Annotated in this window: 37 protein-coding genes; 14 read left to right on the top strand and 23 right to left on the bottom strand. The window is 61.6% G+C overall.

What is annotated here, in order from left to right:
* The first annotated feature begins 3 nt into the window (after positions 1-3).
* Positions 4-327, top strand: a complete 324-nt coding sequence (locus CWE16_RS08225) for a lysozyme inhibitor LprI family protein (protein WP_131594552.1) — start codon at positions 4-6, stop codon at positions 325-327.
* 502 nt (positions 328-829) lie between these two features.
* On the opposite strand, the gene CWE16_RS08215 is transcribed toward CWE16_RS08225, so the two are convergent.
* The gene (locus tag CWE16_RS08215) at positions 830-1174 is read right to left on the bottom strand and encodes a hypothetical protein (RefSeq protein ID WP_131594551.1); all 345 of its coding nucleotides are present in this window, start codon (positions 1172-1174) and stop codon (positions 830-832) included.
* A 39-nt stretch (positions 1175-1213) separates the two neighbouring features.
* Positions 1214-1639: a cupin domain-containing protein gene (locus CWE16_RS08210; RefSeq protein ID WP_131594550.1), complete on the bottom strand. Its 426-nt coding sequence runs from the start codon at positions 1637-1639 to the stop codon at positions 1214-1216.
* A gap of 309 nt (positions 1640-1948) precedes the next feature.
* On the opposite strand from CWE16_RS08210, the gene CWE16_RS12275 reads away from it, so the two are divergent.
* The gene (locus CWE16_RS12275; protein ID WP_236629651.1) at positions 1949-2638 is read left to right on the top strand and encodes a hypothetical protein; all 690 of its coding nucleotides are present in this window, start codon (positions 1949-1951) and stop codon (positions 2636-2638) included.
* 147 nt (positions 2639-2785) lie between these two features.
* On the opposite strand, the gene CWE16_RS08195 is transcribed toward CWE16_RS12275, so the two are convergent.
* The 4 genes from CWE16_RS08195 to CWE16_RS08180 are packed head-to-tail and all read right to left on the bottom strand — an operon-like array spanning position 2786 to position 4408.
* Positions 2786-3181 (bottom strand): hypothetical protein, encoded by a 396-nt coding sequence (locus tag CWE16_RS08195; RefSeq protein ID WP_131594548.1) that lies wholly within the window; start codon positions 3179-3181, stop codon positions 2786-2788.
* A gap of 34 nt (positions 3182-3215) precedes the next feature.
* Positions 3216-3587 carry a glycine zipper 2TM domain-containing protein gene (locus CWE16_RS08190; RefSeq protein ID WP_131594546.1) on the bottom strand — a complete coding sequence of 124 codons (372 nt, stop codon included), beginning with the start codon at positions 3585-3587 and terminating at the stop codon, positions 3216-3218.
* A gap of 55 nt (positions 3588-3642) precedes the next feature.
* Positions 3643-3969 carry a hypothetical protein gene (locus tag CWE16_RS08185; RefSeq protein ID WP_131594544.1) on the bottom strand — a complete coding sequence of 109 codons (327 nt, stop codon included), beginning with the start codon at positions 3967-3969 and terminating at the stop codon, positions 3643-3645.
* 25 nt (positions 3970-3994) lie between these two features.
* Positions 3995-4408, bottom strand: coding sequence for a lysozyme inhibitor LprI family protein (locus tag CWE16_RS08180; protein ID WP_161567579.1), 414 nt, complete (start codon positions 4406-4408; stop codon positions 3995-3997).
* Between the two features lie 101 nt (positions 4409-4509).
* On the opposite strand from CWE16_RS08180, the gene CWE16_RS08175 reads away from it, so the two are divergent.
* Entirely contained in the window at positions 4510-5100 is a 591-nt protein-coding gene (locus CWE16_RS08175; protein ID WP_131594540.1) for a hypothetical protein, read from the top strand.
* A gap of 30 nt (positions 5101-5130) precedes the next feature.
* Here CWE16_RS08175 and CWE16_RS08170 read toward each other — a convergent pair whose 3' ends face one another.
* From CWE16_RS08170 to CWE16_RS08155, 5 genes are all read right to left on the bottom strand, one after another.
* Positions 5131-6099, bottom strand: coding sequence for an SDR family NAD(P)-dependent oxidoreductase (locus CWE16_RS08170; protein WP_131594538.1), 969 nt, complete (start codon positions 6097-6099; stop codon positions 5131-5133).
* Positions 6096-7721: a hydroxysqualene dehydroxylase gene (locus tag CWE16_RS08165; RefSeq protein WP_131594536.1), complete on the bottom strand. Its 1626-nt coding sequence runs from the start codon at positions 7719-7721 to the stop codon at positions 6096-6098. The genes CWE16_RS08170 and CWE16_RS08165 overlap by 4 nt, the downstream gene beginning before the upstream one ends.
* The gene (locus CWE16_RS12145) at positions 7721-7885 is read right to left on the bottom strand and encodes a hypothetical protein (protein ID WP_201737979.1); all 165 of its coding nucleotides are present in this window, start codon (positions 7883-7885) and stop codon (positions 7721-7723) included. The genes CWE16_RS08165 and CWE16_RS12145 overlap by 1 nt, the downstream gene beginning before the upstream one ends.
* Positions 7886-7944: 59 nt before the next feature.
* The gene (locus tag CWE16_RS08160) at positions 7945-8616 is read right to left on the bottom strand and encodes a L,D-transpeptidase (RefSeq protein ID WP_131594534.1); all 672 of its coding nucleotides are present in this window, start codon (positions 8614-8616) and stop codon (positions 7945-7947) included.
* A 395-nt stretch (positions 8617-9011) separates the two neighbouring features.
* Positions 9012-9278, bottom strand: a complete 267-nt coding sequence (locus CWE16_RS08155; protein WP_131594532.1) for a hypothetical protein — start codon at positions 9276-9278, stop codon at positions 9012-9014.
* Between the two features lie 65 nt (positions 9279-9343).
* On the opposite strand from CWE16_RS08155, the gene CWE16_RS08150 reads away from it, so the two are divergent.
* The 4 genes from CWE16_RS08150 (at position 9344) to CWE16_RS08135 (ending at position 13222) form a co-directional block, all read left to right on the top strand.
* Complete coding sequence (locus CWE16_RS08150; RefSeq protein ID WP_131594530.1) at positions 9344-11044, top strand: protein adenylyltransferase SelO family protein; 1701 nt, start codon at positions 9344-9346, stop codon at positions 11042-11044.
* Positions 11045-11175: 131 nt separating this feature from the next.
* Positions 11176-12132, top strand: a complete 957-nt coding sequence (locus CWE16_RS08145; RefSeq protein ID WP_131594528.1) for an orange carotenoid-binding protein — start codon at positions 11176-11178, stop codon at positions 12130-12132.
* A 109-nt stretch (positions 12133-12241) separates the two neighbouring features.
* Complete coding sequence (locus CWE16_RS08140) at positions 12242-12877, top strand: fatty acid desaturase (protein ID WP_236629650.1); 636 nt, start codon at positions 12242-12244, stop codon at positions 12875-12877.
* A 24-nt stretch (positions 12878-12901) separates the two neighbouring features.
* Positions 12902-13222 carry a hypothetical protein gene (locus CWE16_RS08135; RefSeq protein ID WP_131594524.1) on the top strand — a complete coding sequence of 107 codons (321 nt, stop codon included), beginning with the start codon at positions 12902-12904 and terminating at the stop codon, positions 13220-13222.
* Between the two features lie 21 nt (positions 13223-13243).
* On the opposite strand, the gene CWE16_RS08130 is transcribed toward CWE16_RS08135, so the two are convergent.
* The 4 genes from CWE16_RS08130 to CWE16_RS08115 form a co-directional block, all read right to left on the bottom strand.
* Positions 13244-13453, bottom strand: a complete 210-nt coding sequence (locus tag CWE16_RS08130; RefSeq protein ID WP_201737978.1) for a hypothetical protein — start codon at positions 13451-13453, stop codon at positions 13244-13246.
* A 79-nt stretch (positions 13454-13532) separates the two neighbouring features.
* Complete coding sequence (locus tag CWE16_RS08125; protein ID WP_131594520.1) at positions 13533-14339, bottom strand: J domain-containing protein; 807 nt, start codon at positions 14337-14339, stop codon at positions 13533-13535.
* A gap of 9 nt (positions 14340-14348) precedes the next feature.
* The gene (locus tag CWE16_RS08120) at positions 14349-15014 is read right to left on the bottom strand and encodes an SDR family oxidoreductase (protein WP_131594518.1); all 666 of its coding nucleotides are present in this window, start codon (positions 15012-15014) and stop codon (positions 14349-14351) included.
* Positions 15015-15020: 6 nt separating this feature from the next.
* The gene (locus CWE16_RS08115) at positions 15021-15233 is read right to left on the bottom strand and encodes a hypothetical protein (protein ID WP_131594516.1); all 213 of its coding nucleotides are present in this window, start codon (positions 15231-15233) and stop codon (positions 15021-15023) included.
* Positions 15234-15344: 111 nt separating this feature from the next.
* On the opposite strand from CWE16_RS08115, the gene CWE16_RS12140 reads away from it, so the two are divergent.
* The gene (locus CWE16_RS12140) at positions 15345-15509 is read left to right on the top strand and encodes a hypothetical protein (protein WP_201737977.1); all 165 of its coding nucleotides are present in this window, start codon (positions 15345-15347) and stop codon (positions 15507-15509) included.
* Positions 15510-15525: 16 nt separating this feature from the next.
* Here the strand turns inward: CWE16_RS12140 and dcd are convergent, their stop codons facing one another.
* Positions 15526-16050, bottom strand: a complete 525-nt coding sequence (gene dcd / locus CWE16_RS08110; protein ID WP_131594514.1) for a dCTP deaminase — start codon at positions 16048-16050, stop codon at positions 15526-15528.
* 72 nt (positions 16051-16122) lie between these two features.
* Between dcd and CWE16_RS08105 the strand changes: the two genes are divergently transcribed.
* Positions 16123-17349: a hypothetical protein gene (locus CWE16_RS08105; protein WP_236629649.1), complete on the top strand. Its 1227-nt coding sequence runs from the start codon at positions 16123-16125 to the stop codon at positions 17347-17349.
* A gap of 34 nt (positions 17350-17383) precedes the next feature.
* On the opposite strand, the gene CWE16_RS08100 is transcribed toward CWE16_RS08105, so the two are convergent.
* Positions 17384-17950 carry a hypothetical protein gene (locus CWE16_RS08100; RefSeq protein WP_131594512.1) on the bottom strand — a complete coding sequence of 189 codons (567 nt, stop codon included), beginning with the start codon at positions 17948-17950 and terminating at the stop codon, positions 17384-17386.
* Positions 17951-18077: 127 nt separating this feature from the next.
* Between CWE16_RS08100 and CWE16_RS08095 the strand changes: the two genes are divergently transcribed.
* The gene (locus CWE16_RS08095; RefSeq protein WP_131594511.1) at positions 18078-18272 is read left to right on the top strand and encodes a hypothetical protein; all 195 of its coding nucleotides are present in this window, start codon (positions 18078-18080) and stop codon (positions 18270-18272) included.
* Positions 18273-18294: 22 nt separating this feature from the next.
* On the opposite strand, the gene CWE16_RS08090 is transcribed toward CWE16_RS08095, so the two are convergent.
* Entirely contained in the window at positions 18295-18528 is a 234-nt protein-coding gene (locus tag CWE16_RS08090) for a hypothetical protein (protein ID WP_131594509.1), read from the bottom strand.
* 14 nt (positions 18529-18542) lie between these two features.
* On the bottom strand, positions 18543-19034 hold the full coding sequence (locus tag CWE16_RS08085) for a hypothetical protein (protein ID WP_131594507.1): 492 nt from the start codon (positions 19032-19034) through the stop codon (positions 18543-18545).
* A 69-nt stretch (positions 19035-19103) separates the two neighbouring features.
* Between CWE16_RS08085 and CWE16_RS08080 the strand changes: the two genes are divergently transcribed.
* Entirely contained in the window at positions 19104-19325 is a 222-nt protein-coding gene (locus tag CWE16_RS08080; protein ID WP_236629648.1) for a hypothetical protein, read from the top strand.
* 64 nt (positions 19326-19389) lie between these two features.
* Here CWE16_RS08080 and CWE16_RS12020 read toward each other — a convergent pair whose 3' ends face one another.
* Together CWE16_RS12020 and CWE16_RS08075 are read right to left on the bottom strand one after the other, a co-directional pair.
* Positions 19390-19545 carry a hypothetical protein gene (locus CWE16_RS12020; RefSeq protein WP_161567578.1) on the bottom strand — a complete coding sequence of 52 codons (156 nt, stop codon included), beginning with the start codon at positions 19543-19545 and terminating at the stop codon, positions 19390-19392.
* A gap of 98 nt (positions 19546-19643) precedes the next feature.
* Complete coding sequence (locus CWE16_RS08075; RefSeq protein WP_236629647.1) at positions 19644-19880, bottom strand: Nif11-like leader peptide family natural product precursor; 237 nt, start codon at positions 19878-19880, stop codon at positions 19644-19646.
* Between the two features lie 98 nt (positions 19881-19978).
* Between CWE16_RS08075 and CWE16_RS08070 the strand changes: the two genes are divergently transcribed.
* Positions 19979-20209 carry a hypothetical protein gene (locus CWE16_RS08070; protein WP_131594503.1) on the top strand — a complete coding sequence of 77 codons (231 nt, stop codon included), beginning with the start codon at positions 19979-19981 and terminating at the stop codon, positions 20207-20209.
* A 4-nt stretch (positions 20210-20213) separates the two neighbouring features.
* Here the strand turns inward: CWE16_RS08070 and CWE16_RS08065 are convergent, their stop codons facing one another.
* Entirely contained in the window at positions 20214-20495 is a 282-nt protein-coding gene (locus CWE16_RS08065; protein ID WP_131594501.1) for a hypothetical protein, read from the bottom strand.
* A 636-nt stretch (positions 20496-21131) separates the two neighbouring features.
* Between CWE16_RS08065 and CWE16_RS08060 the strand changes: the two genes are divergently transcribed.
* Entirely contained in the window at positions 21132-22529 is a 1398-nt protein-coding gene (locus tag CWE16_RS08060) for a glycosyl hydrolase family 57 (protein ID WP_236629666.1), read from the top strand.
* A gap of 6 nt (positions 22530-22535) precedes the next feature.
* Here CWE16_RS08060 and CWE16_RS08055 read toward each other — a convergent pair whose 3' ends face one another.
* Positions 22536-22838, bottom strand: a complete 303-nt coding sequence (locus CWE16_RS08055) for a TIGR03894 family protein (RefSeq protein WP_131594499.1) — start codon at positions 22836-22838, stop codon at positions 22536-22538.
* Positions 22839-22909: 71 nt separating this feature from the next.
* On the opposite strand from CWE16_RS08055, the gene CWE16_RS08050 reads away from it, so the two are divergent.
* Positions 22910-23287, top strand: a complete 378-nt coding sequence (locus CWE16_RS08050; RefSeq protein WP_131454551.1) for a DCC1-like thiol-disulfide oxidoreductase family protein — start codon at positions 22910-22912, stop codon at positions 23285-23287.
* Positions 23288-23499: the final 212 nt, after the last annotated feature.

The raw sequence follows: 23499 nt of genomic DNA, 5'->3' as shown, positions 1-23499 counted from the left end.
CAGATGAGACAGCTGCTGATCCTTGGCGCCCTGGCAGTCGTTCCCCAACCAGCAGCCGCCCAACCAGCGCAGATCCAGTGCCCCGGGGCAACCACTCCGCAGATGCGCTACTGCGCTGAAAAGTCATGGGAGCAGTCGGACGCCCAGTTGCGCCAGAAGGTGGGCACGCGATTGATGGAGCAGTGGCACGAGGCCACCAAGGCGCTCTGCAGCCACGCCTACGCCCCCTACAAGGGCGGCGCAATCTATCCGCAGATGGTCGTCGGATGCGATGACCGCCTCAATCGCGCCTTGCTCAAGGAGTTCAGACGAAGAGCTTCTCCATGAGACAGCCCGGGCATTCATTCAACAGAGCTGCAGAGAGAGCAGGCCCATGCCAATCGCTAGCGTTGACAGCAATGACAGCACTGCTGGCAGTGATCAAGCCTTGGAAGAGGAGGTGCGCCCGATTCTTCATCAGGTGGTTGAACCCACGAAACCAGCAGCAACCACAGAATGATTGGGCTCACGCATTCACAACCATTTCGCCCGCCTCGGGGGCGTCGAGTTGGAACTGCCATCACGGAATGGCATCCCAACCGCTGCAAGCTTTGAGCCGTGATCGCCGCCACAGCTCTTGCCCATGACGGGCAACTGGAGACACGCAACACTGCTGATTTCGAAGCCATTTCAGCAACGGCCAATGCGTCCTCGGAATCGCCAGAGGCCGGGCTGATCCTGTCTTCCAGGCTGATCTCCAGGCAGCGCGCCAGGAAGTGGAAGCGCTCAGAGCCCGGCAGGCCCGGCCCAATGGCGACTGCAACCTGGAGGAGGCTGCTCTAGCGAATCGTCAGGCGAACTTGCGGGGATAAGGGGTGTTCCCGGCCAGTTCAAGGTTGATCTCACGGCAAATGTTCAGCAAAGCGCCGGTCCCCATATCGGGACCGTTGGGGCCATCGATGAAGGCCTGGAATTCAACGTCGCTGATGCCATCACGCACTTCCCAGATGCAGAAGGCAGGTCCTTCTAGACCAGTGGGGTTGAAACAATGGTTGTAGTAGCCAGCTTCAAGATTGCGGGTTACGGCTTCGTCCCAGCCACCACCAGGGGCCAGGGCCTTTTGAACGGTCTCAAACCATTTCTGTGAGGTTCCGGCACGGAATTCGTGCTGAACATGAAAAAAGCGGGATGACATTGGTTGATACGGGATGGGGATGAATGGGAAAGCGGTGAATCAACCAGCGATGGTGACGCCTTCCTTGGTCACGATCTCGACCACCTTGGCCATGTCGTGAAGATCCTTTTCGTTGGCCTTCAGGCTCTTGAACACGGATTCGACACCGCCAGGCTGACCAACCATCACGTAGCGGCAGAAGTCGCCATTGGGTGTGGGAGCGTGAACGACACCAGCCTTGACCTGATAGCAACCACCCGTTCCCACAACGGTGGTTTCACAATTGATGTTGAGGTTGAGCTCCCCTTCCAGCACAAGATAGGTTTCATCCCAGGCGTGGGTGTGAGGGGGCTGGCCCACCCCACCGGGTGTTGCGAATTCGGCCACGCTGTATTTTCCGTCGGTCTGCTCGGTGGTGAGGCGCAGGGTGATGGAGTCCCCCAGCACATTGCACACTTCTGGTTCTTGGTTCAGCGGGCCGGGCACGTTGATCTTGTCAAAACTCACTTCTTTGTAAAGGATTCGCTCGTTCAGCGCTGTAAAGCACCGAACAAAAGCATCACCAGCACAATGCCTGCCTCGGGGGCCTCGAGCTTAAGCTGCCATCTCGGAACGATTCGGCCCTGAGCAGCTGTGCTGAATCCGTGGCCGCATTCGCCCTTCGTGGCGATGACAACGTGCAACTGGCTTCAGCTCACACTCTGCATGAACAGATCGAGCCTCCGCTGACATTGGCCTGCTACGACCGATGGCTGAATCAAGATGATGAGCGCAAGCCACGGCATCACGCACACGATGAAGCGCATTGCACTGGGTGTGAGTTGGGCACTCCTCGTCGGCGGGGTCAACGACATCGCGGTGAGCCATGCCGCAAAGGCCATGGCCGCCGAGCCCTGGGTGAACTGCCTCTACAACAACAAAAGCATCGCCTGCCGGCGCACCTTTCTCTGCACCGGTGCCCCCTGCAACCGTTTCAAGCTGGAGTGGAAGGACGGCATCCATGACACCTACACACGGCTGAGGAACGGCGCAGCACGCAATGTGGGCTTCTACAAAGACCAACGGGGAGGGGAATGGATGCTTCGGGGGTATGCCGACAGCTTCGGACTTGTCAATCAAGCCAACGGGAACACCATCATCGTTGGCATGACGATGGAGGAATGCCGCAACAGTTCTGGCCTGAGCGATCTCTGCGGACCGAAACAGAATTTGGCCAGGGCTGAGCCCCAGCAGGCCTTAGCAATCCTGCTCAGACAGCTGGATGCCAAGCCCCTGGGCCTCTACGACGGTGTGCGTTTGCTGCGGATCAACAGGCAGGGGGGCGGCAGCCTCACCGTGACGGTGAGCTGCGAGCGCGAGCAGTGGCGGGTTCAGAACAGCGACAACCCACAAGGTCGCCCCAGCTTCTACAACAACCCCTTTCTCTCAGCGAAGGGCATCAGCCGCACCTGGGTGTGCACCGGGCCGGCCAGGGTCCTGGAGTGATGGATCGAAGAGCGCAGGATCACTGATCGAGGCGGATGGACGCCGAGTCAGGCAATGGATGAAAAAACTTCGTCCAATACAAGACAAAGCAAAGTGTGCCATCCGCTCGCCTCTCAATCACCCAATCCTCCCCTACCACAGCCTTAATCACACCCGAGCCCGAAGCAGGGCTTTCGCGATAGCGAGCCTGCCAATACACCGTGCCAGAAGCATGAATACGGCAGGGATCATCGCATAGGGCAGTGAGAGCAAAATCACCCAGCTGATGCGATTCGTCGATCCATTGTTGATGCAGCAAACGGTGCTCCTCGAGAGAGAAAGCTTGTCCATCAGGCGCATGAATCCGCGCATCGGGATGAGAGAACAGCCTGGCAATACTGCTTGCGCATTCATCGGATGCGACTCCGCAAAACCAATCCTTTGCAAGAGCAGAAACTTCGTCAACTGTGATGCAATCGGACATTGAAACAGCCTTGCAATCGACACCACATTGTCAGAGAGCGGAGCCAGCCGGACTGCCAGGATGGCTTCCACTTCGTGCATCAGCGCAACAGCAACTGCATGGCCCCACCCCAGCTCACCAGGGCAGCGGCCCGCGTCCTGCCGCAGTGTTGCAACCCACCTGGGAGCCAAGCAGTGCCCCGAGAGGAATCGCCCAGGAGCGGCCGTCATCCCGAGACATGGCGTAGGCCGCAGCACCACCACCGAGGCCACCGATCAGGCGACCGAGATTGCAGCGCTGCACCTGTTGCTCCGGCGTGAGTGCTGGAGCGCCGTAGGCCTGATAGTCATTGCTGTAGCTCGTGCCGTTGCTTTGGCCTGCATGGCTCCTCCACCAGGGGCGCGCCTCGACCATCGGGGGGAACAGGGCGCTAATGGTTGCGGAAACGCCAAGGCAGCAGACAGCCACTGGCCGCAGCCAACGGTGCTGAAACGCGGAAAAGGTCATGACGCTTGAGAGAGAGTGTGTGTGAGGAGGTCCAACAGATGCCATGCCTGTCGACCTACCACCAGCCAACTCCGAGCCGACGGCGGAAGGGTGACTGAACCTGGAGAAGAATCTGACCGGATCTATCCAGCGCCGATCCGCCGACGGCTAAACACCACCAGCGTGAGGGTGAACCCACGCCACTCACCAAGGTGGAGAAGAAGAACACATTGCAGAAGCTGATCACTTCGATGCCCTCGTCCATGGCGATCAACGCGCCGCGGAGCTGAAGCCACTTGAGGAGGGTGCTGTCGCTTCCCCTCAACAGAACAAACAGCGCAAGGCTCAGAGGGCCAGAAAGCTGCTGGAAGCGATCCTCCCCCTTCACCTGAATTCCGCTCACAATTGGGAGCCGGGTCTGCTGGCGCTCAAGGCTTCAGCTGATCCAGAAGGGTCTGGGTGAGCGCCAGCTCGCAGCGCGTCGTGAAGATGCCGTATCCCGTGCTCTTAAACGCGACAGATTTGGCATAGGCGCACACCTTGCGGCGTTCATCCCTGAATGCCGCGGCCTGTTCCGCGGGATCGGCACTGGTTTTGTAGAACCCGGTCAGGTTGTCGCGCCAGAGAGTCTGAAACACTTCACTGGGCACCTCTTTGGCCTCCTTGGCCACCCGGGCGAGGGCCTTCTCCAGGGTCTGGTCCATCGTTTTCAGCGCGGCGATCACACACACGGTTTCAGCCACGGTGCTTTGCGATGAGCTGCACACCTCCGCCGCTGGAGCCGGCAGCGGCACCAGGGGCACGACGGCAGCGGCGAACAGCAGGGGAAGTGAAGCGCGCACGATCGAACCCTTTGTTCAAACTGGCCACCATCTTGGCTGAGTTCTGCCAGAACTCAGATGCGGCATCTATGACTGAGCTATCTCCCCCTGCCACTGGGCCGATGCTCCGCAGCGTTTGTCTCACATCAGCTCTGATCGCCGGCTCCCTGGTGGTTCCAGCCAAGACCGAGATCGTGAAATCCTTCTGCGTTCTCTCCCGGCACGACCACACCATTCCAGTGGAGGAGTTCGACTGCGAGTTCCGGCAATCCCAGGGAACGGTGCAGGTCACCTCCCCACGCTGGTCGTTTCTGTTCCCGGCAGCCGAGCAGGGCAAGACCTTCCAGCGCAACAACACAATCGAGCGGATCCGGTTGACCAGGGAAGGGGCGTACACCCTCAGCATCTATCAGGGTGGCAAGCCGGCTCCGACAACAGCCCCCAAGGTGTCCAAGGCCTATCCCCTGCTGTGCTGGCTCAACACAGTCGCCTCCACCTGTAAGACCACACCAACGGCGAATGACGGCTTCCGCCTTGAGTTCTCCCATGCAGACAAACCCACCTACACCCTCACCCCGGTGGGGCCTGCCACAACTGATCGGCGGGAGATGGTCGACAGCACCGGCACCCGCTGGGCGATGAGCGGCCATCACTCCTTCCAGTTGGTGGAGATCGGTGGCTACGGCAACAAGATCGAGGTGAGCGCCCCCTGAGGCGCCTGCATCGCTTTGAGGCCGCGGGGATCAAGCGAGCGCACTGTGAATCAAAGCTTCTGACAGGCGCCATAACGCAGTCGCCAGCTCGTGATCGGCGCCTGCCGCACTCGTGGCCGTGGCCTCAAAGCGATGCAGACCCGGGCGCACCAGTTGGTTGCTCCAGTAGCTGAAGCCAGGGCTCGAAAAGGCAGCATCGGTGGCCAGATCAGCCAGCAACCGACCGGCCGTCGGCACCGATTCGGTGAGACGCAGCAGATCCCGTGCCACCAGCGCAAACAACGCCATCCCGAGAGGGTTGTTCTGGCGGTTGTAACGGAAGAAGCCTTCGCTGCTGCGGGGAATCACCAACCCAGGGCTCCAGCTGATCACCGGCATGGAGCCCTCCAGTTGCCGATCGAGCTCACGCCCCAGCAGCAGATTGCAGAGCTTGCTGTCTTTGTAGGCCTTGTCGCCATCGAAGCGATCACTGCCATCGAGCATCACGAAGCCGGCACCCGCCCGAAGCCCCGCCAGATCCCCCAGGTCAGCCGATTGGCCCACACGCCCTCCGCCGCTGGCGGGGTTGTGCACCTCCGAAGCGGTGATCACGATCCGAGGCTGCATCCCCGCTTGCAACAGCGGCAGCAGCCGAGTGGCGATCAACTGGTGGGCCAGCTGGTTCACAGCGAAGGTGATCTCAATCCCCTGGGGCGTGAACACGGGCGCCGCGGCGCCGGCACGCTGCTGGCCCGCATTCAGCACCAGGCCATCCAGGGGTTGTCCCTGATCCAGCAGTTGTTGACAGGCCCTGTCCACACTGGCAAGATCCGCCAGATCAACGGCGATGCAGGCGAGCTGACTGGGCGCCGCTCCAGCAGCAAGCAGCTGCTGCTCCGTCTGCTCGGCTCGCTCGGCCGTGCGACAGAACACCGTGAGCTGATGGCCGCTGCGAGCGAGACGCCGAGCCGCTTCCAGACCGATGCCCGAACTGGCGCCGGTGATCAGGAGTCGTTTCATGGCAACCACGGCCAGCGCAGACCCAGCGCTTCCGCCGGGTTCATCACGTGAGCATTCAAGGCGCGACCGATCAGCACCTGCGGTTCATCAGCGCGGATCGGGATCACCCGGTGCTGATGCGTACCGGCAGAATCCCTTCCCTTCACCACCCTGCGCCGAATCAGGGAATTGGCGGCCTCCAGGCCACACACATAGGCCCGCTCCTGACACAACCCCTTGGCGCCATGCTCGCGGCTGCCCATCCGCACCCAGTCGCCGGCGCACACGATGGAAGGCAACGCAGTCTCCAGGGGCGGCCTCTGACTGAAGCTCCCTGGTGCAAACAGCGACACCGACGCCGGATAGCGCCTCACCTCCGCCTCCAGCACCGTGGCGGTGTGAAAGGCGGGATTGGCCACCGGCAACAGCTCCCGCATCAACAACGCCACGATCTGCTGATCGCTGAGGGCCGCGATGGCCGAAGCGTTGTAGAAGTCGCTGGCAATCACCGATCCCTGGGGTTGCTCCCCGCCCCACAGGGCTGCTTCCTCCCCCTTCTGCAGCTGATCGAGCATGAAGAAGGTGCCACCGGCTCCCCGCAACGCCTCAAAACGGGAGAACACATTGGCGGGATCGGCAACCTCCACATAGGCATCGAGCCACAGACGCACCGACACCACATCAATGGCACCAAGCCTGCCGGCCTCGACAAGCTCCGGAACGGCAGCAGCACAGGCCGGCGAGGCCGTCATCAACGCGCCCATCCCCTTGGCGCCCACTGCCAGAACCACCGCATCCACCGCTTCAATCAGCCCCTGCTCACCCGTTTCAACCGAATGGGTTGCCACCGAAGCAACCGCCGAACCATCGGGCGTGAGGTTCAACCGCGTGGCCAGCGTGCCCCCCAGCACCCTCAGGCCGTGGTGCTCGACAAGCCTTCGGGCCAGGGGTGCCATCAACTGTTCGGCAATGCTCTTGCTCTTGATCCAGCGCACATCAAATGAATCCTGATGGGCGAGGGCGTAGTAGTAGAGCAGCTCCATCGTCACCGCCGCCGAGAGCTCTTCGGGCGGCTTGAACAGTCCCACCAGAAGGATCGGCCGCAGGAAGTCTTGGATCATGCGCTCGCTGATGCCCAGCTTCTCGAACAGGGCCTGGGCGCTGATCGCGTCGTAGCGCCGGAACACCTGCTCGCTGCGCTGCAGATCCAGCATGGCGATCAGCAGACCGGCGATGCTCAACCGATCGGCGATCGGCAGGCGTTTGAAGTTGGTGAGCGTTGCTGCCACCTGTCCCAAAGGGCTCGGCCACTGGGGCGCATCCCCGAACACCGGCGCCGTGGCCTCCAGACCATCGGGCGACCAGAAGGCACTGGTGGTGAATTCGGTGAAAACATCGCTGAGGCCGAGCTCGGCGGTGAGGGCATTGATGTTGGGGTAGTCCCTCCAGAAGCCACGGGTGCCGGCTTCAAACGGCTTACCGGTGGCGGTGATGAGCGACGTGCTGCCGGTGGGATCCGCCATCCCATCCAGCAGGGTCACACGCACTCCGGCTTCGCCGAGGGCCTTGGCCGCTCCCCAGCCAGCCCAGCCTGCGCCGATCACCACCACGTGGGAAGGCCTGGATTGTTCCGTCATCGCCATCACTCGAGCGAAAACTCCCTGCGCAGAGCCCGGGCATCCTGAATGCGCTGCGCCGAGGCCAGCTGACGCAAACGCGTGTTCAGCCAGGCATTCAGCCGGGTGGACGCCACCGATCGGTTGAGCAGCCGATCACTCGGTTCGGGCTCGCCGAAGGGAATGGTCATCAGAACCAGAGGGTGCTTGAGGCTAGGCAGATCCGTGCGGCGGCCCGACGGCGGCGTGCTCAGGGTGTGCAGGGGCCGTTGGCCGTCACCACCACTTCATCCCCCAACGACACGATTTTGAGCAGGGTTTTGAGGATCGGCTCCTTCACATTCAGGCAGCCGCCGGTGACCTTCTCGCCGACACGCGCCTCGTTGTTGCTGCCGTGAATCGCAAAGCTGTACCAGCGGAACTTGCCGTCGTAGTCGTTGAATCGGAACGGCTGCTTCACGCTGTCGATCGGCTCCAGGCTGATGTAGCCGATGCCGTATTCCCCCACCTCGCCATCGCCACTGAAATCGATCGCGCTCATGTTTTTGAACAGCATCGTCTTGAGCTCGGCTTCGCTCTTGCCCGATTGCTTGATGAGTTGCGGGGCCATCACGAACTGGTCCTGGCTCAGAATCGCATTCACCTTGAAGCGCCCCAGCGGTGTGTAGCCCTCCTCGAATCGGGTGCCGGCACAGGTGACGCCATAACGGCCGTAGCCCACTTGAAAACTGGTGGGCTGATTGCCACGCACCAACGTGCCTTTGCTTTTGGCCGGATCGTTCAGATCGATCGCAATCCGGATCGGACCGTCTAGCGGTTCAGCGCTGCCCGAGCCACCGCCTGGCTTTGCGCCATCCCGCCCGCCGCAGCCCACCAGCAGCAGAGCGAGAGCAACCAGCGCAAAGGGAACACGGCGGTCCATCCCGAAGCAACAACCTGAGTGGACCCATGCTGGCCAGGCTCAACCCGACCACCCCCTGTGGCAGCTGACGTTCTGGCCCAAAGACAACTGGCACTGTGCCAGTTCATCCAGGTAGTATTCCGCTGTGAGGAGAAAAAACTCTTCAGGGTGGAAACAAGGTCACACTCCTGAAGCGTTTTCGGAACCCCTGCCTTTCGGCGGGGGTTTTGTTTTATCTGCCCACAGCGTCAGCCGCGACCAACAAAAAAGAGGCCCCTTGCGGCAGCCTCTCGGAGGGTGTGAGGAGAAAAGCCCTGTGAGGAGCTTTCCTGCCCACAGTCATAGATCCCAGCCGTCCCTCTGGGGAAGTCCCCACATCAGCCGTAACGACCACACGGCGAACGGTGTTCGCTCCCTCAAGGCGCCTTCTGGAATCCAGGGCCAGGCTTGACGGGGATTCCGCCGTTGCAGAAGTTGGAGGCAAACACCTCCTGGTCCTGCACGGTCCAGGCGGGCTTGTTGGCCTGATACCAACGGATGCTGTCGAGATAACAGGTGTTCCAGCGAGCCGACTGTTCCGCAATCGGGCGCAGAGACACGGCAATCGACACCGCACTGGCCGTGGCGATAATCCCCAGCACCGGCATCAGATGGGCATTGATCATGTCGCGTGCTTTAGACATCGCCAAGAGGAATCAACTGGTCTCAGTCTCACTCCATAGCATCGACCAACACGGAAGCCGGGCCCATGCCAACGCGAGACGAGAGCAGCGCCGAGGTGATCACCGACTTCAGCCAATTTGCCGAGCGGGTGGATTACTCGCTGCTGGAGGCCCTACGTCCGGATCCCGAGGCCACCAGCGACGGCAACGATCACCGGCCTCGCCAGGTGCGTTCAGGCCATTACGTACCGGTCACGCCCACCCCCCTTCCTGAGCCCGAGTACGTAGCCCACAGCCAGGGGCTCTTCGCTGAGCTCGGACTCAGCGATGCCTTGGCCCACGACGCTCGTTTCCGCCGACTGTTTTCCGGGGATGCCTCAGTGGCCACAGGAGCGATGCGTCCCTGGGGCTGGGCGACGGGCTATGCCCTCTCGATCTACGGCACCGAATACATCCAGCAGTGCCCTTTCGGCACGGGCAACGGCTACGGGGATGGCAGAGCCCTGTCGATCGTGGAGGGAGTCTACGTAGGCCGGCGCTGGGAGATGCAGCTCAAGGGTGGCGGTCCCACCCCCTACTGCCGCGGAGCCGACGGCCGGGCGGTGCTGCGCTCCAGTGTGCGTGAGTTCCTGGCCCAGGAGTTCATGCACGCCCTCGGTGTGCCCAGCTCCCGCTCGCTCACCCTCTACATGTCGCGCGCCGAAACCGTGCGCCGGCCCTGGTACAGCCCCCAGTCACGCTCCTTCGAGCCGGATGTGATGGTCGACAACCCCGCAGCGATCAGCACCCGGGTGGCACCGTCCTTCCTGCGCGTGGGGCAGCTCGAGCTGTTCGCCCGCCGCGCCCGCAGCCAGGCCCACCCGGAGGCCATGGCCGAACTGCAGTTGATCGTGGACCACCTGATCGAGCGCAACTACCGGGCCGAGATCGATCCAGCGCTGCCGTTCTCAGAGCAGCTGCTGGAGCTGGCCCGACACTTCCGCGCAAGGCTCACGCGACTGGTCGCCGACTGGATGCGCGTCGGCTACTGCCAAGGGAACTTCAACAGCGACAACTGCGCCGCCGGCGGCTACACCCTCGACTACGGCCCCTTCGGCTTCTGCGAACTGTTCGATCCGCGCTTCCAACCCTGGACCGGAGGGGGTGAGCACTTCTCCTTCTTCAACCAAGCTGCGGCGGCCGAAGTGAATAACGGGATGTTCTGGCGATCCCTGCGTCCGCTGCTCGAAGGCAACCGTGAAGCCCTGACGGAGCTCGATGCGATCCACGAAGGCTTCGCCGCCGTGATGCAGCAGGAACTCGAAGCGATGTGGGCCCGCAAGCTCGGTCTCGCCATCTACGACGAAGAGCTGGTGAGCAAGCTGCTGCAGCTGCTGATCGCCTCCCGAGCTGACTACACCCGCAGCTTCCGGCTGCTGTCTGCCATTCCTGAGCAGGCCTCCGATCTTCACCCCAGCTTCTATGTGCCCAGCTCCAGTGAGCTCGATCAGCAGTGGGAGAGCTGGCTGCAGCAGTGGCGCAAACAACTCCATGCCAACGGCACCCTGGAGGAGACATCAGCCGCGATGCGTCGCGTGAACCCCGCCGTCACCTGGCGCGAGTGGCTGATCGCCCCCGCTTACCAGCAGGCCGAACAGGGAGACCACAGCCTGATCCAGGAGCTGCAGGAGGTGTTCAGCACTCCCTATGACGATCTCTCAGAAGACCGTGCCGCCCGTTACGACCGCCTGAGGCCCCGGGACTTGTTCAATACCGGCGGCCTCTCCCACTACAGCTGTTCGTCGTAATCAGACAGCCTTGGATCACAGCAATTGATCAAGAAAGGCAAAGGCTCACGCTGCAATTCAGCTGCGAGTCAACGGTCAAAAGCACAGCCATGCAGGGATCGCCATAGCTTGAAATGAGCTGTCTGTGGCTGATGTTCACTCTCGACAAAGCACGTCAGATTTTCCCAGAAACCCGCACGGCTGATGCCGTTCCAGCGATCACAGCACGCTTCAGGTTGCTCAGCCCTGAAGACCAACTGGCATTGATCTGGTTTGCCTATCTGGAAATGGGTCAAACCATCACCGTGGCAGCACCTGGCGCCGCACGGATGGAGTTAGCCAAGCCCACCCTCAATGAAATCCTTACCATGAGTCACGAGGAGCAAACCAAGGTGATGTGCGATCTGGCCGCGAAAGTGCATGCACCAATCTCAACGCGCTACGCCTACTGGTCTGTGAACGTCAAACTCGGATTCTGGTATGAACTGGGTGAATTGATGCGTAAGGGCAAAGTTGCGCCGATCCCATCCGGATACAAGCTTTCAGCCAATGCATCCTCGGTTCTTGAGGCCATTAAGAGCGTTGAGCAAGGTCAGCAGATCACCCTGCTTCGCAACTTCGTTGTTGACATGGGATTCGACCCAAACATTGATGACTACAACGTGATCGCCGAACCCATTATTGCCCCGACCCCGCTTGAACAACGCGAGAGCATTCTGATTCCTGGAGTGCTCAACCAAACCGTTCTGAGCTACATGCAGCTCCTGAACGCTAATGACTTCGATCAACTGATCGATCTTTTTCTGGATGACGCGGCCCTGCAACCTCCCTTTCAAAAGCCGATTATTGGCCGTGAAGCAATTCTTCGCTTCTTCAAGCGTGATTGCCAGAACCTGAAGCTGCTACCCAGGGGAGGATTCAGCGAACCAGCGGAGGGAGGCTTCAATCAGATCAAGGTGACCGGAAAGGTTGAAACCCCTTGGTTTGGCAAGGAGGTTGGCTTGAATGTGGCCTGGCGCTTCCTTCTAGATCAGAACAACAAAATTTACTTTGCTGCCATCGATTTACTCGAATCACCGGAAGAAGTAAGCAAACTCGGTGACAAGTAATCCAATCACAAGACCAGGCCCTGGATTGCGATGGACCCTACTGATTGGATCCACCTGGCTCCTATCTCTGATCATGGCAGTTTTTCTAACTGCGGATCACTTCAATCCCGTGATCACAACGGTCTTTGTGATCTTAAGAACATTCCTACAAACCGGTTTATTCATCCTGGCCCATGACGCCATGCACGGCAGCCTGACACCCGGCCAACCAAGCCTCAACCGACGGATCGGCAACTACTGCTTGTTGGCCTATGCAGGCCTTCATTTTGAATCCTGCCGCCTCAACCATATGCAACATCACCTTCAACCGGAATCGAGCGACGATCCCGACTACTGCGAACCTGACAAGGCCGCCATCCTCGAATGGTACGCACACTTCCTCTCCCACTACCTTGAGCCCAAACAATTCCTCAAACTGACACTGCTCTGGTTCAGCCTTTACCTCCTCATGGTGAACCATCATCAGCAGGCGATGGCCTCACTGATTCTGTTTTGCGTGATCCCGCTGATCCTCAGCTCCTGGCAGCTATTTATCGTCGGTATCTGGCTTCCCCATCGACCTGGAGATGACACAACCGACAAGCATGGAGCCCGCAGCCTCAATCTTCATCCGGCATTATCTTTCGCGGCCTGTTATCACTTTGGCTACCACTTTGAGCACCATCAATCACCCCATACACCATGGCATCAATTAGCAGAACTGCGCGCCAGCAACTCGGTCCAATCCAGCCGCACCCAGCACTGAGCTCACGATCCCTCCCACACAATCATGTCGGCTTCAGACTGGACTCTCCCTGACCAATACATTGCCAGTCAAGCCTTTGAGCTTGGCAAACAACGCTTGATCACAAGCCTAATCAACACTCTTCAGCGCGAGTCATCCCAACTAAATACCGCAGAATCAATCTGGAGATTGCATGATTTCCTGAGCAGCGCGAGGTATCAATATGAGGGACGTTCAGATTTTGAATTCAGCACCATCCTTTTCCATCTCGCAGACATGCTCAAGCACAATCTGATTAGCCTTGAAGATCTCAACGGGCTCGAGCAGTCCAAGCTGAGCAAGGTGATTGCGATGGCGATGTTCTGATTCGCCTAAAGGCAGGTTTGCTCAGAGGGCCTGTCCAAAGGCGGCGATCTCTGCTGGTGTGGGATTCATCGCGATCGCCAGCAGCAGCAGGTCGGCCGCCAGCAGCTGATCCCCCTCAGCGAGCAGCAAGCGTCTCAACAGGATCACATCGCCGTAGTCAGCGGCAGCGTTCCCACTAAGGAAACTCCGGGCCGTACCTCGGGCAACCACCAACTGGAGAGACATGCTCATGGCTTCAAGCTGGCACCGCCAAGGATTCCAGTGATGAGACAGCAGATTCTCAGCTGATTTGCTGACCAGGCCCGGGCCGCTAGGCCATCAGTGATTGGTAGGCCTCGCTGATGCGCCGGAAGGCCTCTGCCGAGCCACCCATATCCGGATGGTGCTGTTTCACCAGGCGCCGAAACGCCTGCTTGATCGCCTCCTGAGACGCCCCGGCCTGAAGGCCCAGCACTGCCAGAGGATCCGAACCGGAGGTCCAGGCCTGGGCGTTGCTCTGCCGGCGATCACTGCTGCGTTGATCCGTGCTGCGTTGATCCGTGCTGCGTTGATCCGTGCGGGTGCGCCGGCTGCTGTTCGGACGCAGCCGCTGGCGTAGCTCCGCCACCACCCGGGCCGGATCCTCATCAAGCCACTCACTGGCCCGCACGCCATAGAGCGCGAAGGCGGCCAGCACGGCCATGCCCTTCTTGGTGGCCCTGCGCCCCACCGCCGACAGCAGATCGGTGCCCAGGCCGCTCACCAGCCGGTCAAGGCGCTGCTGGAGACTGAGCTGCGGGTGGAAGCTGCTGCGGTTGAGTCGATCCACCAGAGCCTCCAGGCCGCTCTGACGCAGGTCAGTCCAGCCCGCTTGCTGGGCCATGGCCTCGCCCCAGCGACGCACCTGGTCAGCACTCACCCGCGGCGGCGGACTGGCGGAAGGCTCCTGCCATCGCGGGGACTGCACCCACTGCTGACGCCTCTGCCGCTCAAGCTCCCGCTGCAGCCGTCGCACCTCCCGGCGCAGGGCCTCATTCTCCGCGAGCAGTGCCGTGAGGTTGACGGTGACACGGGGATCGGCCCCCGGGTCCTGAACGCGCGATCGAGAGGTCGACCACTGGCGCGGATCAAATCCCATGGGGTGCGCTCACCAGGGCAGCAGCTCACCGTTGGAGTGCCAGAAGCTGCCGCTGGTTTCCAGGGTGAGTGCATCGATGCGCGCCAGCAACCCCTCGACCGCCTGCTCCGGGGCTATGCCATTGGGATTGAAGTTGATCATGCGGGTGCGTACGAGGCCAGGATGCAGGATCGCGACTGCAATACCGCGGGGATGGAGGTCAATCGCCAGCGATTTGCCGGCCATGGTCAAGGCCACCTTCGACATCCGGTAGCCATAGGAGCCCCCGGAGCTGTTATCGGCGATCGAACCCATACGACTGGTCATCAACGCCAGCTTGGCCCCCCGCGGCATCTGATCCAGCAGCGCCCGCGCCAGCAGCAACGGCGCCAGGGCATTCAGCTCGAACTGACGGCGGATCCCCTCCGGATCGAGATCCTCCAGCCCCATCGACTGCAGGATGCCGGCATTGAGAATCACCACATCAAGACGCTGTCCCTGCAGGCGGGCCACCAGTTCAGCGGGGGTCCCAGACTCGGCCAGATCCAGCCCCGCTTCAATTCGCACCCCCAGGGCCTCCAGCTCCCGCGAGGGCTCGCGGCAGACCGCAATCACCTGCTCACCTCGCGCTTGCAACTGCCGGCAATACTCCAGACCAATGCCCCGGTTGGCACCTGTGACCAGACACGCTGCCATCCAACCTCAAAACGCTGGCTTGCCGCTCCCATCCTGGGGGATCGCCCCATCTCTGATCAGTCCAATCACCACGAAGCTGCGGCCGGGATGATCGGCCGCCGTGACCCGGCAGGCATCACTGCGGCTGGAGGCCCGCACCCGCACTCTCTGTTCACCAGCCGCCGACAACAGGCAAACCTCATAGGACCCACGCATCACGCCTCCGGAGCGCACCCTCATCCGATGTTGTGGCACAGGCGAATTTCATCCCGCCGGAGAGATGTCGAAATGAAATTCCCCTGACGGAAGGATCACAGGCAGGCCTAAACCGAATCCATCCGCACGATTCCAATGGCGTTCATCAGCCGCATTTGTGCCACCTCCCGCGGGACCACCATTGATGCCGTCGGCAACGGCCGCTATCGGGTCTGCGATCGCCAGTCGCACTGCGCCGAAGTGGATGGGCTCTGGAAGGCCTATGAAACCCTCCGGCAGCAGGAGCAGCGGTCCGACTGAAGCCGCGGCCCTGCTCCTAGAAGCTCTGCTCGCTCTGGCCAGCGAAACGCCCCGCATAGTGTTCATCACCCTCCATGCGCTGGAAGATGAACTGACAGATGGGCGTGCCCGGGGTGACCGCCAAGGGCGCCGGCCCGAAATTACTCATCTCCAGCACCTGCTGGCTGTCGATGCCTGGCCCCATGAACGGTGCACTGATGTGCACCATCAATCCGAGGCGTGCAAACCGACTCCGCCCCTCCAGCCAACCGCATAGCCCCGGGCCGAGCTTGAGACGCTCGCGCGTGATACCCAGCACCGTCTCGCCCGGCATGATCAGGAAGTGCTGCCCCTCAGGGACCTCCAGCTTGTCGGTGAAGCTGCGGTAATCGGTGTGTTCGCGCACCTCAATCACTTCATGCACCTTGCGGAACACCCGGAAGGTGCTGGCCAGGGTGAGATCCACAGAGGCCGGTCCCACATGCTCGGCCGTGAACGGGGTGATCGTGATCTGGCCGTGATCCATCGCCTCGAGAATGGCCCGGCGCCCTAACACCACCATCGGAACCCTTTTTGGGCGCTCAGTTTATGGGCTTTGCAGGGGTGGCCATCATGGAGACATTCGATCAACGCCATGCCGCTGCGCCGAACCAAGCGCTGGAATCTGATGGCCGCTGTGGCCCTGCTGCTGGCGGCGATGCTGGCGGTCTCGGGGATCAGCCAGCTTGATCTTCAGCGCGGTGCCGACGCCGATCGCCTGCAGCTCAGCGCCCTGCCCCACCGCAGCAGCATCCGCCTGGAGCAGCAGCGGCGCGACGGCTGGAGCTCCCTGCGTAGCGATCGACTGTCAGAACGGGAGTTGCAGCAGGATGCGGAGAACGCCGCTGCCGCGACCTATCGCGTCACGGTCGGGGTCTACGCCACCAACACCTACGACCTCGACCTGAGCGTTCCCAGCTTCGCGTCAAACGGCTACATCTGGCTGCGCTGGAAGGAGCCGCTGCAGCGCTACCTCGAGGAGCAGCAGCTGGGACTTGAGGATCGCGTGATCCTGCTCAATCAGCTGCTCTCCGATGCCGATCCGGGACTCCAACCGATCGGCGACCCAGAACGTCTCGACGATGGCAGTTATTACCAGCTCTTCTCCTACCTCGGACGCTTCTACATCGATCGCGCCAGTTTCCGACGTTTTCCCTTCACCACTGTGAGCCTGCCGCTGGTGCTGGAGGCCGATGACGTTGACGGGGTGTTCGAGTACGCCAATCTGCGCTTTGTTCCGGATGTGAAGAACAGCGGTGTCGGCCTGTTCTCAGGAATCATCGGCTGGCTGAAACGGGGCTGGTCCATTGCGGAATATCGCCATCAATACGCCACCAACTTCGGCCTCGGCGGTCCAGCAGCGGCCTACAGCACCCTGGTGTACGACATCGCCTTTGGCACCTCCTCCTGGTCGGCGTTCTGGCGCCTGATCCTGCCGCTGCTCGTGGTGATGGCGATGGTGCTGCTGGTGTTCAAGGTGCGTCCTGATGAGCAGGATGCACGCGCCGGTATTCCCGTGACCGTGCTGCTCACCCTGGTGTTCCTGCAGCAGACCTACCGGGATGAACTACCCCAGCTGCCCTTTCTCACCTTCCTGGATCAGGTGTATGTGGTGGCCTATGTGGTCACCCTGCTGGCCTTCGTGCTCGTGATCTGGATCGGACGCCGCTACAACGAACTCGAGGCCATGCCCGAGGGGCCACAGCGCCAGGCGCTCGCCCACCGCCTGCACACCCTCGATGAACTCTGGCCGCTCAGCGTGGTGGGATTCACAACCGTGAGCGTGGTGCTGTGCTGGCTCACCCTGCCGCCCCTGAGCTGAGGGTCCGGCGCAAGAAGATTCAGCGCAAGAAGATTCAGCGGATCAGAGTGAGATCGGGGTACTGAGCCGTGAGCTTTCCGTTGCGGTCGTAGGTGTTCATCGCCATCCGGTTGCTGCCGTCGAGAGGGATGGCCAACTGCACCACGGCATCTCCGGTGTGGCAGGGCTTCGGGAACAGGGTGAGGCGCGCAACACCAACCACCAGATCGCTGGGCTCACTGGGGGGCACCAACTGATCTGGGAAGGTGCCGTTGCGGCCCCAGGGCAGAATCTCGACGCTGTAGTCGCTATCGCAGATTCCGTTCAAGGGTGTGCCCCAGCGGAGGCGAGTGGGCTCCACTGTCAGAATGTTTACAACAGCACGACCGGCCGTGCTGTTGGCCTTCCAACGGCCCAGATAAACGTTGTCGCCAGCCCATTCGTCGGGCTTGATCGGCTCCTTGACAGACCGAACGTTCGATTCAGCGCTGAGCCGATGGGCGCGCATCGAACCGCCGTAGATCGCCCCGATCAGGTAACCACTCGCCTGATAGGCGATGGCACTGCCGACCCCGGCGATCAGGGCCGCACTCAGCAGGGCGTGACCAGTGGAGCGACGCATGACCCTCGCTGGATTCAATCCAGCAAGGCTAGAGAGATCATCGGAAAGTGAATCGTCAGGAACTCAACGCCGACACACACCCCATGGCCGTTTGAGGTGACGATGGGACGCCCGATCCCAACCGCCCATGTCCGGCGGCACCATGGCCTTCCCGGAACACCACATCATCCAGGAGATCCTCGAGGCCTATGCCGGTCGGGTGGCCGCGGACGTGGCCGATGCAGCGGACGAGCGACAACCTCTGATCGAGTCCTTCCACATTCAGCTGCTCACCCTCAGCCCCCAGCAACTGGATGTGGTGCATCAGGAGTGGTGTCCCTGAGGCCGAACCCGCCGAACTGGCCCTAGAAACTCAGGCGACAGCGGGCGGCATGCATCTGAAGCTCACCGGAAGAACTGCCATTCATGGGGTTGTAGGCATAGGGCGCCCGGTTGCCGGAACCCAGCTCTGCGACGCCGCAGTCCATGCTGCGGCCGTCAATCTGCAGCGAAAACTCCTCGATGGGTATCCCGGATTGCTGAGGGCTCTGCCGGCGAATCTCCACAGGCGGTAAGGGCGGAATGGGTGGTGGGTCCACGCGTGCCCTGAGCGTCAATGCCAGCCAGCATGCCCCGGACAAAAGCGGTTGGCCACTGCCAGTGCCGTGGGGTCGTTGGTCACGGGCTGCCAACCCTTCGGGACTGACCGGGGGATGCGCACATCACCGAGTCGGTCAAAGGTGCGGTCCTGACAGTCGAGGTGATACGTGAAAAAGGAGCGGGTCGACCCCGCGGGCGTCCCGCCCGTGAGGCTCGGAGCCACATAGCCATCACGCCAACACCGGTTGCGCTCGCAGCGCACCGTGCCGGGGTTGCCTTGATTCAGCCGAGCAGGGATGGATGGCCACTCGATCACCGTGTGGCCGACGAATTCCAGATATCGATCACGACGACCACTGAGCACAATCGGTCGCACGGAGGCATCGTCGTAGCTGTAGGGGCTTGGTAGCGGCACGGCAACCATCTCCGCCATCGCTGCACCCTCCAGGCCGGGTAGCACCTGAAGCAGGGCCGCTGCAGCGGTCATCAAAGGCAGACGAGGCATCGGTCTTCGCTTGGGCCCTCACTGTCGATGGCACGGAGCCCAAAGATCTCCCCCAAATGGGGGAGGGTTGTGACCAGCTGCAACTCAGGCTGCGGTATCAAGGCAATGACATTCGGCAGCACGGCATCGATGGCGAGCGCAGTGTTTCCCCAGGCATCGCTCGGACAACTGCTGTTCACCCTGCTGTTACTCGGCCTCGTCGCGCTGGTGATCGGCGTCCCCATCGCCCGCCAACGTCGCCACGTGCAGCAGTTTCAGAAGCGCGTTCAGGAGCGCGACAAACCGGACTAGAGCTCAAACACCTTTACAACTCAAACACCTTTACAACTCAAACACCTTTACAACTCAAACACCTTTACAACTCAAACACCGTGCCCAACAGGCTGGCCGGATGATCCACCCCATCCGTGCGCAGCAATTCCAATTGCAGCAGCAGGACGACATGAGCCGAGAAGCGAAGCGCCGAAACGATCGCGAGGCCGAGGCAGAGAGGGCAGTGCATCAATCCCATGGATGCAGCTTCGAGCGGTTATCCCTCCGCTGACGAGAACCGTGCGATTTCTTGACCTTGCTGTGAAGCAAGGAGGCCACAGGGTCTCCGCGCTGCGGTCAGTAGTAACGCCCGGGATACTCCCCGGGATGGTCCACCCGCGTCACCCGCACGCCGGCCACGGATCGCCCTGAGAGGCGCAGAAGGTCGCTCCCCGAAACGGCATAACCCAACTCTTGGGCGAGCATGGCCACCTGATCCGCAGTGATCGCCTCCTGCACCTGCCGCCGCAACTGCGGATCGCGCGCCAGCCGCTGAAGAAACTGCTCGAGCGGATTCAGAGGCCTGCCATGCAATCAAGGTAGACCCTACAGACAGCGATCAGCCTTAACCCTTTCTCCCTTGCACAGCACCGATCTCCCGTCTTAGTACATGCGTACTGATTCCGGGGATCATGGAGGACTGGGACTTCATTGAGCAGGGCGAGCTGCGCAGCAGCCGCTGCGCCAGCGTCTGCATCACCTGCCAACACTTTCGCTACAGCTGCGATCAGCACTGCCGAACGCTGCTCGCGTGCGGACTTCGCCAGCGCCTCTTGCCCCAGGGAGACCATCTCACCCGCACCTGTTCGTTCTGGGCCCCCACCTGGCAGCAACAGGCGGGTTGGGCACCGGAGGTGGCCTGAGGAGTCAGCGCTCTCGCCAGCGATTCCAGGCCTTTCGATGCCATGGGGTGACGTCCTGCAGGGGAGGCGGCGGCCCTTGCTGGACCCGTTCCATCCGCTCCAACTCCGCACGCAGCTCACGCAACACGGGGATCAAAAGAAGCGCTGCAACGAGTCCCACCACCAGGAGCACCGGCAGCAAGGTGACCAGCCAGATCGCAGCCACGGTCGCAGCCACAATCCCGGCGAGCATGGCACTCAGTCGCCGCAGCCATCGCGGCCGGCTTCGCCCAGGAAGTTGCTTCATGGCAGCAGCGCGTTTGCCGTCACTCTGCCGCGGGCACGCCAGATCCAATCTCGGTCAGCGCCAGCCGTGAGGCAATGCGCCTTTACACCGATTGCCGATGTGTTCCAGGCGACCAAGACTGAGTGCATCGAGATCGGAGGAACCGGATGACGGCAGACACTCCACCTGAGCAACTCCTAGAAGCAAGCTGACTTTCTGGCCCCTGCTCAAACAGTTTTCACACCCAAAGAAGGGCTCGTCACCTCATCAGGTCATCAACGCCTGAACGACCCTCCACACCGCACCGCCACAGGTGCCCTTCAGAGTCAAAAGCCCCTCACCTGGAACCATGGCCCCAGGCGCCACCAGCCAGACGCTTCCTGTTTCCTTTCGCTTCACACACTGTCCTTCGCAACGGAGTTTCTTTCTGATTCGCGTTCAGTTCAGTCGATGACAGGAAACTGATGAACAAACGAGCGACGTAGGCCGTCTCTTCCATCCGGGAGGGGCGGCCTCCTTCGTGAGCAGTCAGCCCAGCCAGCATGGTCATCGCAGCCAGCCGGGACCATGCTTTGAACAAACGGAGCGGCTGCCACCTTGATCACCACCAGTGCTCCACCGCCGATCGCCGGCCGCGAAGACGAGCTCCGGGCCCTGATGGAACAGCCCGCGCTCACACCACTCATCTCCTCAGAGCGACCGCTGGCGTCGAGCCGCTCCGCCTTTGCCTGTGCGCTGCACATGCATCAGCCCACGATCCCAGCCGGGCCCGATGGAGCACTGATCTCCCACCTGCAATACATGCTCGACCACCCCGGCGAGGGGGATAACCACAACGCCGAGCCGTTTGCCCATTGCTACCGGCGAATGGCCGAGCTGATTCCCGAGCTGATCGGTGAGGGCTGCGAGCCGCGGATCATGCTCGATTACTCCGGCAACCTGCTCTGGGGTGCCACCCAGATGGGGCGTGAGGACATCACTGGCGCGCTCCGATTCCTGACCTGCGACCCGCAGATGCAGCGCCATGTGGAGTTTCTCGGGAGCTTCTGGAGCCATGCAGTGGCCCCCTCCACGCCGATCCCGGATCTGAAGCTGCAGATCAGCGCCTGGCAGCATCAGTTTGCGGCGATGTTCGGTGATGAGGCGCTGCAGAGGGTCCGGGGCTTCTCGCCACCGGAAATGCATCTGCCCAACCATCCCGACACCCTGTTCAGCTTCATCACCGCCCTGCGGGAGAGCGGTTATCAGTGGCTGCTGGTTCAGGAGCACAGCGTGGAAACCCTCAGCGGTTCCCCCCTGAACAGGGAGCAGTGCCTGCTGCCCAATCGCCTGGTGGCCCGCAATGCTTGCGGTGAGGAGATTGCGATCACAGCTCTGATCAAGACCCAGGGCTCCGACACCAAGCTCGTGGGTCAGATGCAGCCCTGCTACGAGGCACTGGGGCTTGATCGCCTCCCCCTCGGCACCAAAACGGTGCCCGCCCTGGTGACACAGATTGCCGATGGTGAGAACGGGGGCGTGATGATGAACGAGTTTCCCGAAGCCTTCCGGCAGGCCCATCGCCGACTCCGTGAGAACGGAAACGGCTGCATCGCCCTCAACGGCACGGAGTATCTGGCGCAGCTGGATGCCGCCGGAATCGACACCAGTGCATTCCCAACCATTCAGGCCGTGGGTCAGAGCCGGCTCTGGGAGGCGGTGGGATCGGCACCGACGCCGGCAGCTGTGCAGGCTGCGATCGAGCGACTGCAGCAGGCCGATCCCTCCTTGGCGATGGAGGGATCCTCATGGACCAACGATCTCAGCTGGGTGCAGGGATACGACAACGTTCTGGAGCCGATGCAGGAACTCAGCGCCCGCTTTCACGCCCGCTTCGATCATCTGCGCGATCAGGATCCAACAATCAGCCGACGCGCCGACTACCAGGAGGCCCTCCTGCATCTGCTGCTACTGGAAACCAGCTGCTTCCGTTACTGGGGGCAGGGCACCTGGACCGACTACGCCAAGGAGATTCACCGACGCGGCATGGCGCTGCTGGAGGGGCAATCCGGCTGAGGGGCGTCAGCCGGCCGTACTGGAGCGGCGACGCACCACCCGGCGCCCATCCGGGGTCTGCTCCACGGTCGCGTCACCAGCGGGGGTGGTGGTCACGTCCTCGCCCTTCGGCTCATCTTCGGGAGGTTCCATCTCCGCCACCAGACCCACAATCACCGCAGCCTGAATCTGATCGGCGAGATCACCGATGGTCATCAGCGCCTTGAGGGTGAGCTCCAGGCGGGAATCACGGGGCAAGCCGGGGCGCAGCTTTTTCACGCTGGCCCAGAGCTCCTGAGCCACTTCCTTCAGCAGGGCCTTGTCAGACATCCCTTCTCAACAATCAATCGCATCAACCTACCCGGCTGCGAATCAGCCTCGGAAGCAGCGAGAATGATCCGATGCCTCTCACCCTTGTGTATGACGGCGGCTGCCCGTTCTGCCGTCATTTCGCCCTGCGCAGTGAACTGCTCGGTGGCATCCCCGATCTGGTGATCCGCGATGGCCGCGCTGATCACGGGCTGCGACGGCAGCTCCGCGAGCAGGGCCACGACCTCAACAAAGGCGCCGTGCTGATGGATGGTGCACGGGTCTGGCATGGCAGTGAAGCGATCGCTGTGCTCTGCCGCCAGCTGACGCCGACTGACCCACTGCTTCAGTTGCTGCACGGACTCTTCCGCGACAGCCGCCGCGCCAACCTGCTCTATCCAGGCCTGCTCGCCGCCCGGCAACTCGCTCTCGGCCTGCAGGGCCTACCTCTGGATCCGGATCGAGCCTGAGCTCAGCTGATCCGCTCAGATCAGACGGCTGCCCCGGGAGGGCAGTGGCAGCGCCAAAACAATCAGAAGTCCGGTGCGCACCCTTGGCTTCAAGTCACTCCCCGTGATGGTCGTGGTCCGTATGGCATGACTCTGCAGGGCAGGACGATCCCGTCCATCATCGGTGGGGTATTCGTCAGGCGCGCTTCACGATGAACGGCAAGTTGCTGGTG

The organism is Synechococcus sp. BS55D (genome assembly GCF_004332415.1).
Classification (GTDB): domain Bacteria; phylum Cyanobacteriota; class Cyanobacteriia; order PCC-6307; family Cyanobiaceae; genus Synechococcus_C.
Note: the sequence above shows the minus strand (reverse complement) of the source record. Positions and strands in the feature narration are given on the sequence as shown.